Below are 12,674 nucleotides of genomic sequence, written 5' to 3' on the forward strand. Positions count from 1 at the left end.
AGCGGGAAGGCGTTCACCCGATCAGCCGGATCGCCATCCAGCCGAGCACCCCGGCGTTCACCACCATGATGACCGGCGCCGCCCGCGCGACTGCGGAGCGCCAAGTGCGCCCCGCGAGATGGCCGGCGAGGCCGACCGCCAGCAGGCTCGGCAGCGTGCCCAGCGCGAAGGCCGCCATGCCCAGCGCTCCGGTCAGCGCGCTGCCACTCGCCGCGGCCACCGCCACCGCGCCGTAAAGAAGGCCGCAGGGAATGAAGCCGAGCGCCAGCCCCAGCGCGTAGCCACGCCAACCCGTGGGGTTGCCGAACAGGGGGCGGGCCAGCCGGGACACCCGGTCGCCCCACCAGCGCTGCACCGCGCCGTCGAGCTTGGGCACCCAGGCGGTCAGCCCCTTCACCGCATAGCCGAGGAAGAACAGCGCCGCGAAGGCCAGAAGCGCCACCGACAACCATTTCAGCCCGGGCAGCGCCCCGACATGGCCGGCGACCGCCGCCGCCGTCGCGCCGATCAGCGTGTAGGTGGTGCCGCGCCCCAGATGGTAGGGCAGCACCGCCGCCCCGGCCAGCCGGTGAAACTCGCTCATCCGCGAGGCCGGGACCTGCTCCAGCCGCGCGGAGACCTGGGCCAGGACGAAGGGACCGCACATGCCCGCACAATGGGTCGATCCCCCGACCAGCCCGGCGGTCAACAGCGCGACCAGCAGCCCGCCGTCGCGGTCGATGACGACGGCGCACTGGTTGAGGCCGGCTTCGAGAAGCGTCAGGGCCGAATGGGCATCCAAGGCGGACCTCCGGTTGGAAGACCGCCCGTGTATAGGGGAAGCCCGCCGCGAAGGCCATGACCTGAGTCAACGGGCTCCAACCCGCGCCGGCTCAGCCTTCGGGGTTAGGTCTCGGAGCCGGACTGCGCCACCTCATGCACCTCCACCGGCTGCGCCGCGTGGCGGTTCATGATCTCCAGCGCCTGCTGCTCGCGCCCGGCGTCGGCCAGATTGACCCACAGCAGGATGCCACCCTTGTCGAGGTGCTGGAGCATCGGCTCGTTGCGCTTGTCGGTCAGCCAGTTCGACATGACCGAGCCCATGGCGCCGCCACCCACCCCCGCAGCAGCAGCAGCGGCGGCCGCGGCCAGGGCCGTGCCGCCGGTCGCCAGGACGGCGCCGGTCGCCAGGATCGCCCCGACATAGGCCGGGAACCCCACCGCCACGCCCTTCACGCTGCCGACATCCTCCGGCGAGACGTAGGACTGGCGCGGCGCGTCGGGGTCGTGGGCGATGTCTTCCGCCCGCTGCGGCACATGACCGAGATGGTCGCGGATGGTCTGGTCGTTGGCGAGCACGCTCAGCTCATGGCGCTGGAACCCGGCCAGGGTCAGCTCGTCGACGGCCTTCTGCAGGGCGTCGCGGCTGGCGAAGATGCCCACGGCCTCGCGCACGGCGCCGCGCAGATGGCCGGCAGAGCGGTTCGCGTTCGCATCACTTTCGAAGGTCATGGCGGTCTTCCCCTGTTGCGCTTCCCGGTTGAGCTTCAACCATGGGCGCGGAGCGGAGGTTCCCGCCGGGACACCAAGCGGCGTCAGGGCTTTGCCACGGCGGCGGGCGGAGTTACCACGCCCCGCGGCTCCGGCATGGTGCCGAGGAACCACCACAGGCCCAGCGCGATCAGCGCGGCCTTCACCGCCAGGAACAGGGCGATGTGGCGGGCGAGCGGGCTGCGGACCATGGGCGGCTCCATTGCAGCGGGTCGCCGTCGCCAAACCGGGCCAAACTGGATAGTATCCCCGGCCGAAAGACGGATCACACACGGATCGCACAAAAGGACGCGCCATGAAACGGCTGCTGTTGCTCAGTCTGCTGGCCCTCGGCCTGACCGCCCCCGCCGCCGCGCCAGCCCTGGCCCAGATCAACCTTCTGGAAGGCCCCTCCATGGTCAAGGCGGTGACCTCCAACGACGCCAGCGCGTTGCGGCTGCTCCTGCTGAAGGGGGAAAACCCGAATCAGGTCGATGCCAGCGGGCGCCCCGTCCTGCTGCTGGCCATCGGCAACGGCCATCCGGAGCTGGTGCGGCTTCTGCTGGACGGCGGGGCCAACCCCAACCGCGCCGACAAGTCCGGCAACACCCCGCTGCACTACGCGGTGGAGGCCGACGCGCCGGAGGCGGTGGACCTTCTGCTGGCCAAGGGCGCCAAGGTCGACCAGGACAACCGCCAGGGCGTCACCCCGCTGATGACCGCGGCGCGCTTCGGCCGCGTCGATCTCGTGGAGCGGCTGCTGAAGGCCGGGGCGCAGGCCGACCGCTCCGATTTCACCGGCCGCACGACGCTGAGCTGGGCGCAGGACAGCCGCAACGCCCGCGTAGCCAACCTGCTGCGCCAGGCCGGAGCGCGCTGAGGCCGCGATGGGCGACGCCCTGCTCACCTCCGTCCTCGGCGCCGCCCCCCTGAACGGTCCGGGGCCGCTGTTCCTGCTGCTGCTGGCCCTGGCCATCGACGCCGCCGCGGGCGACCGGATCGGGCGCGTCCTGCCCGACCCGGCGGCGCTGGCGCAGCGCGTCTGCGCCTGGGCCGACCGGCGGCTGAACCGGGTGGAGCGCGGCAAGACCGCCCGCCTGTTGCGCGGCGCGCTGGTCGTGCTGGCGCTCGTGCTGGCCGCCGTCGCCGTCGGCCTGATCGTCGAGCGGATCGGCGCGCAGAGCCGCGGCTGGCTGCTGGAGCTGGCGGTGATCCTCGCCACCCTGCGCGGGCGGAGCGCCTGGGCGCGGGTGCGCGCGGTGCGCCGCGCCCTGGACAAGGGCGGGGTCGCTCCGGCGCGGGACGCCGTTGCCCCCCTCACCCGTCGCCACGCCTTCAGCCTGGACGAGCACGGCGTCGCCCGCGCCGCCATCGAGGCCGCCGCCAAGGGCTTCGCCCGCAAGCTGGTGGCGCCGGTCTTCGGCTATGCCCTGCTGGGCGTGCCCGGCCTGCTGGTCTGGGCGGTGGTGGACGGCGCCGACACCGCGCTGGGCCACGCCGGCGTGCGGCACGAGCGTTTCGGCCAGACCGCGGCGCGGCTGGACGACGCGCTGAACGCCATCCCGGCGCGACTGGCGGCGGTTCTCCTGGCGCTGGCCGCGCCCTTTGCCGGAGCGAAGGCCGGCGGCGCCTTCCGCACGATGATGCGGGACGGCGGCAAGGCGGCTTCCCTCAACATGGGCTGGCCGACCGCCGCCATGGCCGGCGCGCTGGGTCTGGCGCTGGGCGGGCCGCACCGCGACGGCGGCGTGGTCATCACCGAACCCTGGATCGGCGAGGGCCGCGCGCGGGCCACCGCCGCCGACATCGGGCGGGCGCTGGCGGTCTACGCCGTGGCCGGGTTGATCCTGGCGTTGCTGGTGGCGCTGCTGCTATGGGGGATCGCGGGGCTGTAAAGCGCGGGTGCGGGGGACAAGACTTCACACGGATTGCACGAATTTTTATTTATCCACTCACCGCTATACCTGGCGACCTCGCACGATAGAAACAGGTCTCCAATATTTATTATTAAAAGAATTCTGTGAAATCCGTGAAAAATCTTGCCCGCCACACTCCGACTTGACCAAGAAAAAAGGCGCGGCCCCGAGGGACCGCGCCTTTTTCATGTCAGCGGCGAACCGCTGTTACCACTTGGACGCCCGGTGCGCCGGCTTGCCGCCCTGGGAGTCGCGGCGGGCGTGACCGCCGTGCTCGTTGCGGGCATGGTCGCTGCGGCCATGCTCGTTGCGGTTCATCGGACGGCCCTGCGGACGGCCACCCGGGGCGCCGTTCGGCTTGCCGCCCTCAGCACCGCCGTTGGCGTTGCGCACCCACGGCTTCTTGTTGTAGCCGCCGCCGTTGCCGCCACCCGGACGGCCACCCGAACGGCCCGCCGGACGGCCGCCGCCGCCGGTCTGGAACGGACGCTGCGGCTCCAGGCCCGGAACGACGTGGATGTCGAGGCGGGTGCCGGTGTAGCGCTCGATCCGGAACAGGGCATCGCGGTCGGCGCGGGCGGCGAAGGAGACCGCCACGCCCGAGGCGCCCGCACGGCCCGTGCGGCCGATGCGGTGGACATAGTCCTCCGCCGAACGCGGCAGGTCGAAGTTGATGACGTGGGTGATGTCGCGCACGTCGATGCCGCGCGCCGCCACGTCGGTTGCCACCAGCAGGCGGACCTGGCCGGTGCGCAGGCGCTGGAGCGTGCGGTTGCGCTTGAACTGGTCCATGTCGCCGTGCAGGGCGGCGGCGGCGTGGCCGGCGTCGCTCAGCTCCTCGGCCAGCGCATCGGCGTCGCGCTTGGTCGCGGCGAAGATGATCGCCTTGCCGACCTCGGGCAGGTCCGCGAAGTGCTTCAGCAGGCGGCGCTTATGGTCCATGTCGTCGGCATGGTGCAGGCGCTGCTCGACGTTCACCGCGGTGGTGGCGCTTTCCACGGCGACGCGCACCGGGTTGCGCAGCAGGTTGCCGGCGAGCTGAGCCATGCGGCGGTCCAGCGTGGCGGTGAACAGCAGCGTCTGGCGGTTGTCCGGGCAGCACTTGGCGATGGTCTCCACATCGTCCAGGAAGCCCATGTCCAGCATGCGGTCCGCCTCGTCCAGGATCAGCACCTCGACGGCGCTGAGGTCGATGCGGTTGCGCGACACATGGTCGAGCAGACGGCCCGGCGTAGCCACCATCACATCCACCGCGCGCGACAGCAGGCGCAGCTGGTCGCGGTAGGGCATGCCGCCGACCACGTCCACGATGTTGTACTTCATGAACTTGGCGTACTTGCGGGCGGCGTCGGTGACCTGCTTGGCCAGCTCGCGGGTCGGGGCCAGCACCAGCACGCGCGGGGCGGCGACGCCGAGGCGCGGCAGCTCGACAGTGCGGGTCAGCGCCGGCAGCATGAAGGCGGCGGTCTTGCCGGTGCCCGTCTCGGCGGTCGCCAGGATGTCGCGGCCTTCCAGGGCCGGCGGGATCGCCTCGGCCTGGACCGGGGTCGGGGTGTTGTATTCGAACGCCTCAAGCGCCTTCACGACCAGCGGGTGGACGCCCAGCCCGGCGAAAGCGTTGGGGGTAACGGTTTCAGTGGTGTCGGTCACGGTTTCGTCGGCGACGGCAACCTCGGTGACGGCAGTCTCGGCGACAGAAGTCTCGGCGACGGCGGTCTCAACAACGAGGGCGTCGGCGGCGGTGATTTCGATGGACGACAAGTAGGGTAACCTTTCCTCAGGACCAAGACGGCGCACGGCCGCCGCACCAGGATGGTGAGCGGTGGAACGCCGGCGTTTTCGCCGGGAGGAGGTCGGAAGAGGGAGAGGCGTCTGTCCGAAGCAACGGGCGACCGGGTCCCAAGGAAGGCCGTCCCGCAATATCAAAGCGCGTCTCGCTCAAGAGACGCGCGAGCCTCCAGCGATCAAGACGCCTTACATAATGGGTTGCGCTGCACAATCCAAGAAGATTCTTTCACGCCCCCGGTCGAGTCGTGTCCCCGGGAGCGGGTGCCTGCCGTGCGCGCAGCGCATCCCGGATCTCCTCCAGCAGAACCTCCTGGCGGGGCGGCGCCTTCGGCTTGGAATCCTGGAGGAAATGCAGGCGGTTGACCTGCCGCACGATGAGGAACAGCGCCCCCGCCACGATGAAGAAGTTGATCAGGGCGTTGATGAAGCGGCCGTAGTTGATGGTCGCCGCCCCCGCCGCCTCCGCCGCGGCGAGGCTCTCGTAATGGCCGCCGGACAGGTTCAGGAAATAGTTGGAGAAGTCGATCCCGCCCATGACCCAGCCGATGGGCGGCATCAGCATGTCCCTGACCAGCGAGTTGACGATGCCGGTGAAGGCCGCGCCGATGATGATGCCGACGGCCAGTTCCACGACGTTGCCGCGGCTGATGAAGGTCTTGAATTCCTGCAACATGGCTGCGCTCCCGCTTGTTGATCGGAAGAACGCCACAGCCCAGCCGAAGTTTCCAGGACCGCAAAAGGAAAGGGGCCGGCCCCTGCGGCCCAGCCCCTTCCCGAACGTCCCCCTCCGGAACGTCCCCGGCGGCGTTCTTCGCGGCGGCGCTTACGCCACCTTGCCGTGGCAGTGCTTGTACTTCTGGCCCGAGCCGCAGGGGCACGGCGCGTTGCGCGGCGTGTTCGCCCAGGCGTTGGGGTCGGCCCCCGGCACCACCGAAGCGGCGGCCTCGCGACGGACCATGCCGGCGGGCAACGGCGCGTCGGCCGGCGGATAGCCCTGAGCAGCGCCCGCTCCGGCCTCGGCCATCGCCAGCGCCGGATCGTCGCGGCCCTCGTGCATCTCCTGCGGCGGACGGGCGTACAGTTCCTCCGGCTGCGGGGCGATGCGGATCTCGACATGCATCAGCACGGCGGTCACCTGCTCGCGCAGGGTCGACAGCATAGTCTCGAACAGCTCGAAGGCTTCGCGCTTGTACTCGTTCAGCGGGTCCTTCTGGGCGTAGGCGCGCAGGCTGATGCCCTGGCGGAGATGGTCGAGCTGGAGCAGGTGATCCTTCCATTCCTGGTCGAGGATCTGCAGCAGCAGGCTCTTCTCCACATGCCGCATCGTCTCGGCACCGTAATTCTCCACCTTCTCCGCGTATTTACGGTCGGCAGCCTCGCGGACGCGCTCCTCGATCTCCGGCTCGGCGATGCCCTCTTCCTTGGCCCAGTCGGCGACCGGCAGGTCCATGCCCAGGAGGCGGTTCACCTCCTCGTGCAGGCCGGCGATGTCCCAGGCCTCGGAGTAGGAGTTCGGCGGGATCGCCTTGTTGACCATGTTGGAGACGACCTGATGGCGCATCTCCAGGACGGTCTCGGCGATGTCCTCGGTGTCCATGATCTCGCGACGCTGCTCATAGACGACCTTGCGCTGGTCGTTCATGACGTTGTCGAACTTGAGCAGGTTCTTGCGGACCTCGAAATGGTGGGCCTCGACCTTGGTCTGGGCCTTTTCCAGTGCCTTGTTGATCCAGGGGTGGATGATCGCCTCCCCCTCCTTCAGGCCGAGGCGCTGGAGCATGCCGTCCATGCGCTCCGACCCGAAGATGCGCATCAGGTCGTCGTCCAGCGACAGGAAGAACTTGGAGGCGCCCGGATCACCCTGGCGGCCCGAACGGCCGCGCAGCTGGTTGTCGATGCGGCGGCTCTCGTGCCGCTCCGTGCCGACGACGTAGAGGCCGCCGGCCTGCTTGACCAGCTCGCGCGCTTCGGCCACCTCGGCCTCGATCTGCTTGACCTTGGCGTCGCGCTCCGGTCCGTCCGGCAGGTTGGCCAGCTCCATCTGGATGCGCATCTCGACGTTGCCGCCGAGCTGGATGTCGGTGCCGCGGCCGGCCATGTTGGTGGCGACCGTGACGGCGCCGGGACGGCCCGCCTGCGCGACGATGTAGGCTTCCTGCTCGTGGTGGCGGGCGTTCAGCACGTTGTGCGGGATGCCGCGCTTCTTCAGCAGCTCGGCGATCAGCTCCGACTTCTCGATGGAGGTGGTGCCGACCAGCACCGGCTGCTGGCGCTTGCGGGCGTCCTCGATCAGGTCGATGATCGCGTCGTACTTCTCCGACGCCTTGCGGTAGACCTCGTCGTCCATGTCCTTGCGCTGGACCGGCACGTTGGTCGGCATGTCCACGACCTCCAGGCCGTAGATCTCCGCGAACTCCGCCGCCTCGGTCATCGCCGTGCCGGTCATGCCGGCCAGCTTCGGGTAGATGCGGAAGTAGTTCTGGAAGGTGATGGAAGCGAGCGTCTGGTTCTCGCGCTGGATCGTCACCTTCTCCTTGGCCTCCAGCGCCTGGTGCAGGCCTTCCGAATAGCGGCGGCCCTCCATCATGCGGCCGGTGAACTCGTCGATGATGATGACCTTGTCGTCCTTGACGATGTAGTCCTTGTCGCGCTGGAACAGCGTGTAGGCGCGCAGCGCCTGCTGGGAATGGTGGACCAGCGCCACGTTCTGGATGTCGTACAGACCGCCCGCCTTCAGCAGCCCGGCCTCGGCCAGAAGCTGTTCCATATGCTCCTGCCCGGCCTCGGACAGGCTGACCGTGCGGTTCTTCTCGTCCAACTCATAGTCGTCCCGCGTCAGCTGCGGGATCAGGCGGTCCACCTGCACGTACATTTCCGACGAATCGGTGGACGGGCCGGAGATGATCAGCGGAGTGCGCGCCTCGTCGATCAAGATCGAGTCGACCTCGTCCACGATGGCAAAGTTGAAGGGCCGCTGGACCATGTCCTCCAGCCGGAACTTCATGTTGTCACGCAGATAGTCGAAGCCGAATTCGTTGTTCGTGCCGTAGGTGATGTCGGCGGCGTAGGCGGCGCGGCGCTCCTCGTCGTCCAGCCCGTGCACGATGCAGCCGGTGGTCAGGCCGAGGAAGCCGTAGATGCGCCCCATCCAGGCGCTGTCGCGCGAGGCCAGATAGTCGTTCACGGTGACGACGTGGACGCCCTTGCCCTCCAGCGCGTTCAGATAGACGGCCAGCGTGGCGACCAGCGTCTTGCCTTCGCCGGTGCGCATCTCGGTGATCTTGCCCTGGTGCAGGACCATGCCGCCCATCAGCTGCACGTCGTAGTGCCGCTGCCCCAGCACGCGCTTGCCGGCCTCGCGCACGGTGGCGAAGGCGTCGGGCAGGATGGCGTCGAGCGTCTCGCCCTGCGACAGCCGTCCGCGCAGCCAATCGGTGCGAGCGCGCAGCGCGTCGTCGGAGAGCGCCGCCAACTCGGGCTCCAGCGCGTTGATCTGCTGGACGGATTTTTGCAGCGCCTTGACGGTGCGCGTGTTGGCGGTGCCGAAAATCTTGCGGGCGAGAGCACCGAACATGAAAACCTCGGGGGTGGAACGTCGTGAAGCCGGCTTTTTGACCGGTCTCACATAGGCCCGAAGCAAGTTTCTGTCAACGAGACCCGCCCCTTTGCCCGGCCCTTTGAGGGGTGCGTCGCGGGGGTGCCGGCGCTGCACGGGGCGAGGATCGGCGTGTGATGCGCCCTGGAAGCACCACCGTTCCGCCGCCATATCGCCTTGAACACGGTCGAAGCAAGGCGCCGGCGTCACGGCCGCGCATCACGACCGCTTGCCCCGCGCCGCGAACCCATGCTTAATCCCCCGCGGATTCGGGCGCGGGGCCGGACAGCCGGCGCAGCTGGTCGTCCGTCATAAGAAGCCCCCTGTCATAACATTGCCTGTGACAAGACACATCCGCCGGAAGGAAGAGACTCCATGGTGAATCGAGTGTTCCGCGCCGCCCTGCTGTCGATGGCCGCCTGCGGCCTCGCGCTGGCCGCACACGCCCAGACTCCGGCTCCGGCTCCCGCGGCGACGCCCGCTCCCGCCGCGCAGGCCGCTCCCGCCCCGGCGGAGGCCGATCCGGTGGTGGCGCGCGTCAACGGCGAGGCGGTCCACCGCTCCGACGTCCAGCGCATGGTCGCCCAGCTTCCGCCGCAGGTGCAGCAGATGCCGCTGGAGATGATCTACCCGGCGGTGATTGAGCAGCTTGTGAACTCCAAGCTGGTGGCCGAGGCCGGCTACAAGGCCAACCTCGCCGGCACGCCGGAGGTCAAGGACGAGATCAAGCGCGCCGAGGAGCGCGCCGTGCAGCGCGCCTACATCCAGAAGGAAGTGCAGTCGCGCATCACCCCGGCCAAGCTGGACGAGGCCTATCAGGCCTTCCTGAAGCAGAACCCGGCCCAGGAAGAGGTCAAGGCCGCCCACATCCTCGTCGAGAAGGAGGATGAGGCCAAGGCGATCATCGCCCAGCTCAAGAAGGGCGGCGACTTCGCCAAGCTCGCCAAGGAGAAGTCGAAGGACCCGGTGGCCGCCGAGCAGGGCGGCGATCTCGGCTACTTCACCAAGGACACGATGGTCGAGCCCTTCGCCGACGCCGCCTTCGCCATGAAGAAGGGCGAGGTGAGCAAGGAGCCGGTGAAGACGCAGTTCGGCTGGCACATCATCAAGGTCGAGGACAAGCGCACCCAGCCGCAGCCGTCCCTGGACGAGGTGAAGCCGCAGCTCGAGCAGCAGCTCAGCAAGGACATCGTGACCAACGTCGTGGATGATCTGCGCAAGGTCGCCAAGGTCGAGACCTTCCAGCTCGACGGCTCGCCGATGCCGAAGGAAGAGCCCGCCACGGACGCCCCGGCCCAGAGCGCCCCGAAGGCCGAAGAGCCGAAGAAGAACTAAGGTCCGGCACCGGTTGCCCCCACCCTTCCCACGGCTGACGCCGCGGGCCCCTTCCCCGCTTCGCAAGGGAGGGACCCAATCCCCTCCCCTGCGAAGCGGGGGAGGGTTAGGGAGGGGGCAAGCGCCTTGACACCCCCAACACTCCCCCGCACACCAGCCCCACGAGCCCGTCCCCATGGCCACGACCGTCTCCCCCTTGGCACCCGCCGGCTTCCCGACGCTCCCGCCCGTCGCGGGCGTGCGCATCGCCACCGCCAACAGCGGCATCCGATACAAGGGCCGCGACGACCTGATGCTGGCCGTGCTCGACGAGGGCACGACGGTGGCCGGCGTGCTGACCCGGTCGCTGACCTGCTCCGCCCCGGTGATCTGGTGCCGCGACAGCCTGCCCCGCGGCTCGGCCCGCGCGGTCGTGGTCAACGCCGGCAACGCCAACGCCTTCACCGGCAAGGCCGGCGACGCCACCGTCCAGGCGACCGTCGAGGCCGCCGCCAAGATCGCCGGCTGCGCCACCGACGAGGTCTACGTCGCCTCCACCGGCGTGATCGGCATCCCGCTGGCCCCCGACGCCATCGCCAAGGTCCTGCCGGGCATGCTCCCGGCGCTGAAGGACGACTCGGCGGCGCTGGAGGCCGGCGCGCGAGCCATCATGACCACCGACACCTTCGCCAAGGGCTCGACCCGTCAGGTCGCCATCGGCGGGACGACGGTGACGATCAGCGGCTTCGCCAAGGGCTCCGGTATGATCGCTCCGGACATGGCGACGATGCTGGGCTTCATCTTCACCGACGCGGCCATCGCCGCCCCGGCGCTCCAGTCCATGCTGTCGGAGTTCACCGAGCGCAGCTTCAACGCAATCACCGTGGACGGCGACACCTCGACCAGCGACACGCTGCTGTTGTTCGCCACCGGCAAGGCCGGCAACGCCCCGGTGACCGACGCCAACGCGCCGGAGCTGGCCGACTTCCGCAAGGCGCTGGAGGAGGTGATGCTCGACCTCGCGCTGCAGATCGTGCGCGACGGCGAGGGGGCGACCAAGTTCGTCTCGATCACGCTGGTCGGCGCCGAGAGCGACGCCGCCGCCAAGCGCATCGCCCTGACCGTCGCCAACTCCCCGCTGGTCAAGACCGCGCTGGCCGGCGAGGACGCCAACTGGGGCCGCATCGTCGCCGCCATCGGGCGGGCCGGCGAGCGGGCCGACCGCGACCTCATCAAGATCACCATCGGCGGCACGCTGATCTGCGCCGAGGGCATGGAGGTTCCGGGCTACGACGAGGCGCCGGTCGCCGCCCACATGAAGGGCCAGGAGATCGACGTGCACATCGACCTGGGCATCGGCACCGGCAAGTCCCGCGTCTGGACCTGCGATCTGACCCACGGCTACATCGACATCAATGGCTCCTACCGGAGCTGAGACCGGACTTGGTGTCATGACCGGCGCGCCCCTGCCCGAGCGCCTCGACACGGCGCGGCTGACGCTCCGCCCCTTCCGCCTGGAGGATGTGGAGCGTTTCGCGCCGCTGATCGGGGAGTGGGAGGTGGCGCGCTGGCTCGCCCGCGTGCCCCATCCCTACGGTCCGGAGGACGGGCGCGCCTGGATCGCCCTGGCCGCCCACAACCGGGCGGAGCGTGCGTCGCTCGACCTGCTGGCGGTCCGAAGGGGCGATAGCCAGCCGGTGGGCGGCATCGGCGTGATCCTGGCGGACGGCGAGGTCGGCTATTGGCTGGGCCAGCCTCACCAGGGAGTCGGCTATGCCACCGAGATGCTGCGGGCCGTCATCCCCGCCGCCTTCGCGTTGGGCCTGCCCCGCCTGTGGGCGCGGATCGCACCGGACAACCACCGGTCCCGCCGCCTGCTGGACAAGGTCGGCTTCCTGCCGCTCGACGCCGCCAACCAATATGAACTGACCGCCGGACGCTGGCGGTTCCTCACCCCGGAGACCGCGTGATGCCGGCCTGCTTCGATCCTTCCTCCACCCCGGCCCCCGGTTCGCTGCCGACCCTGCTGGTCGTCGCGGTCGCTCTGGTGGACGCCGACGGCCGCGTCCTGCTGGCCCAGCGTCCGCCCGGCAAGTCGCTGGCCGGGCTGTGGGAGTTCCCCGGCGGCAAGGTCGACGCGGGCGAGACCCCCGAGGCCGCCCTGGTCCGCGAACTGAAGGAGGAGTTGGGAATCGACACGGCGGCGAGCTGCCTCGCCCCCTTCACCTTCGCCTCGCACAGCTACGAAAAATTCCACCTGCTGATGCCGCTGTTCGTCTGCCGCGTCTGGGAGGGCGACGTGATGGCGCGCGAGGGGCAGAAACTCGCCTGGGTCTACCCGAACCGCATGGGCGACTACCCCATGCCCCCCGCCGACGTGCCGCTGGTGGCGATGCTGCGCGACCTGCTGTAGCCGGCCGAACAACGCCACGGTTTCTCCCGCATCGTGCGATGCGCCACCCTTGTCCCCACACCTCTTCCGGATTGCGGCTTCACGAATCGAGTGATCTGTGCCACATCATAGCCGTCGCGTTCGGGATCGCATCCCGACC

General features: G+C 69.5%; 12 protein-coding genes. 6 read left to right on the plus strand and 6 right to left on the minus strand.

What is annotated here, in order from left to right:
• Window positions 1-13: 13 nt before the first annotated feature.
• The 3 genes from H1Q64_RS03515 to H1Q64_RS03525 all read right to left on the minus strand — a co-directional run bounded on the left by H1Q64_RS03515 (window position 14) and on the right by H1Q64_RS03525 (window position 1,721).
• Complete coding sequence (locus tag H1Q64_RS03515) at window positions 14-781, minus strand: sulfite exporter TauE/SafE family protein (protein WP_237904398.1); 768 nt, start codon at window positions 779-781, stop codon at window positions 14-16.
• 104 nt (window positions 782-885) lie between these two features.
• On the minus strand, window positions 886-1,491 hold the full coding sequence (locus tag H1Q64_RS03520) for a general stress protein (protein ID WP_145681247.1): 606 nt from the start codon (window positions 1,489-1,491) through the stop codon (window positions 886-888).
• An 83-nt stretch (window positions 1,492-1,574) separates the two neighbouring features.
• A complete protein-coding gene (locus H1Q64_RS03525; RefSeq protein ID WP_237904399.1) occupies window positions 1,575-1,721 on the minus strand; it encodes a hypothetical protein in 147 nt (48 codons plus the stop codon).
• A 104-nt stretch (window positions 1,722-1,825) separates the two neighbouring features.
• Here H1Q64_RS03525 and H1Q64_RS03530 point away from each other — a divergent pair, with 104 nt between their 5' ends.
• Together H1Q64_RS03530 and H1Q64_RS03535 are read left to right on the plus strand one after the other, a co-directional pair.
• On the plus strand, window positions 1,826-2,389 hold the full coding sequence (locus tag H1Q64_RS03530) for an ankyrin repeat domain-containing protein (protein ID WP_237904400.1): 564 nt from the start codon (window positions 1,826-1,828) through the stop codon (window positions 2,387-2,389).
• Between the two features lie 7 nt (window positions 2,390-2,396).
• Window positions 2,397-3,404, plus strand: coding sequence for a cobalamin biosynthesis protein CobD/CbiB (locus tag H1Q64_RS03535; protein WP_237904401.1), 1,008 nt, complete (start codon window positions 2,397-2,399; stop codon window positions 3,402-3,404).
• 228 nt (window positions 3,405-3,632) lie between these two features.
• On the opposite strand, the gene H1Q64_RS03540 is transcribed toward H1Q64_RS03535, so the two are convergent.
• The 3 genes from H1Q64_RS03540 to secA form a co-directional block, all read right to left on the minus strand.
• Complete coding sequence (locus H1Q64_RS03540; protein WP_237904402.1) at window positions 3,633-5,186, minus strand: DEAD/DEAH box helicase; 1,554 nt, start codon at window positions 5,184-5,186, stop codon at window positions 3,633-3,635.
• Window positions 5,187-5,439: 253 nt separating this feature from the next.
• Window positions 5,440-5,886, minus strand: a complete 447-nt coding sequence (gene mscL / locus H1Q64_RS03545; protein WP_237904403.1) for a large conductance mechanosensitive channel protein MscL — start codon at window positions 5,884-5,886, stop codon at window positions 5,440-5,442.
• Window positions 5,887-6,036: 150 nt separating this feature from the next.
• The gene (secA, locus tag H1Q64_RS03550; protein ID WP_237904404.1) at window positions 6,037-8,787 is read right to left on the minus strand and encodes a preprotein translocase subunit SecA; all 2,751 of its coding nucleotides are present in this window, start codon (window positions 8,785-8,787) and stop codon (window positions 6,037-6,039) included.
• 396 nt (window positions 8,788-9,183) lie between these two features.
• Here secA and H1Q64_RS03555 point away from each other — a divergent pair, with 396 nt between their 5' ends.
• The 4 genes from H1Q64_RS03555 to H1Q64_RS03570 all read left to right on the plus strand — a co-directional run bounded on the left by H1Q64_RS03555 (window position 9,184) and on the right by H1Q64_RS03570 (window position 12,535).
• The gene (locus H1Q64_RS03555) at window positions 9,184-10,143 is read left to right on the plus strand and encodes a peptidylprolyl isomerase (protein ID WP_237904405.1); all 960 of its coding nucleotides are present in this window, start codon (window positions 9,184-9,186) and stop codon (window positions 10,141-10,143) included.
• Window positions 10,144-10,318: 175 nt separating this feature from the next.
• Window positions 10,319-11,557 (plus strand): bifunctional glutamate N-acetyltransferase/amino-acid acetyltransferase ArgJ, encoded by a 1,239-nt coding sequence (gene argJ, locus H1Q64_RS03560; RefSeq protein WP_237904406.1) that lies wholly within the window; start codon window positions 10,319-10,321, stop codon window positions 11,555-11,557.
• 16 nt (window positions 11,558-11,573) lie between these two features.
• Entirely contained in the window at window positions 11,574-12,092 is a 519-nt protein-coding gene (locus H1Q64_RS03565; protein ID WP_237904407.1) for a GNAT family N-acetyltransferase, read from the plus strand.
• Window positions 12,092-12,535 carry a (deoxy)nucleoside triphosphate pyrophosphohydrolase gene (locus H1Q64_RS03570; protein WP_051140063.1) on the plus strand — a complete coding sequence of 148 codons (444 nt, stop codon included), beginning with the start codon at window positions 12,092-12,094 and terminating at the stop codon, window positions 12,533-12,535. The genes H1Q64_RS03565 and H1Q64_RS03570 overlap by 1 nt, the downstream gene beginning before the upstream one ends.
• Window positions 12,536-12,674: the final 139 nt, after the last annotated feature.

The organism is Azospirillum brasilense (assembly GCF_022023855.1).
GTDB lineage: Bacteria > Pseudomonadota > Alphaproteobacteria > Azospirillales > Azospirillaceae > Azospirillum > Azospirillum brasilense_F.

What these genes read in the sequence shown, in the direction of transcription:
- H1Q64_RS03555 (WP_237904405.1), top strand. Translation starts at nt 9,184, where the DNA reads ATGGTGAATCGAGTGTTCCGCGCCGCCCTGCTGTCGATGGCCGCCTGC.
- secA (WP_237904404.1), bottom strand. Translation starts at nt 8,787, where the DNA reads ATGTTCGGTGCTCTCGCCCGCAAGATTTTCGGCACCGCCAACACGCGC.
- H1Q64_RS03535 (WP_237904401.1), top strand. Translation starts at nt 2,397, where the DNA reads ATGGGCGACGCCCTGCTCACCTCCGTCCTCGGCGCCGCCCCCCTGAAC.
- H1Q64_RS03520 (WP_145681247.1), bottom strand. Translation starts at nt 1,491, where the DNA reads ATGACCTTCGAAAGTGATGCGAACGCGAACCGCTCTGCCGGCCATCTG.
- H1Q64_RS03565 (WP_237904407.1), top strand. Translation starts at nt 11,574, where the DNA reads ATGACCGGCGCGCCCCTGCCCGAGCGCCTCGACACGGCGCGGCTGACG.
- mscL (WP_237904403.1), bottom strand. Translation starts at nt 5,886, where the DNA reads ATGTTGCAGGAATTCAAGACCTTCATCAGCCGCGGCAACGTCGTGGAA.
- argJ (WP_237904406.1), top strand. Translation starts at nt 10,319, where the DNA reads ATGGCCACGACCGTCTCCCCCTTGGCACCCGCCGGCTTCCCGACGCTC.
- H1Q64_RS03570 (WP_051140063.1), top strand. Translation starts at nt 12,092, where the DNA reads ATGCCGGCCTGCTTCGATCCTTCCTCCACCCCGGCCCCCGGTTCGCTG.
- H1Q64_RS03525 (WP_237904399.1), bottom strand. Translation starts at nt 1,721, where the DNA reads ATGGTCCGCAGCCCGCTCGCCCGCCACATCGCCCTGTTCCTGGCGGTG.
- H1Q64_RS03530 (WP_237904400.1), top strand. Translation starts at nt 1,826, where the DNA reads ATGAAACGGCTGCTGTTGCTCAGTCTGCTGGCCCTCGGCCTGACCGCC.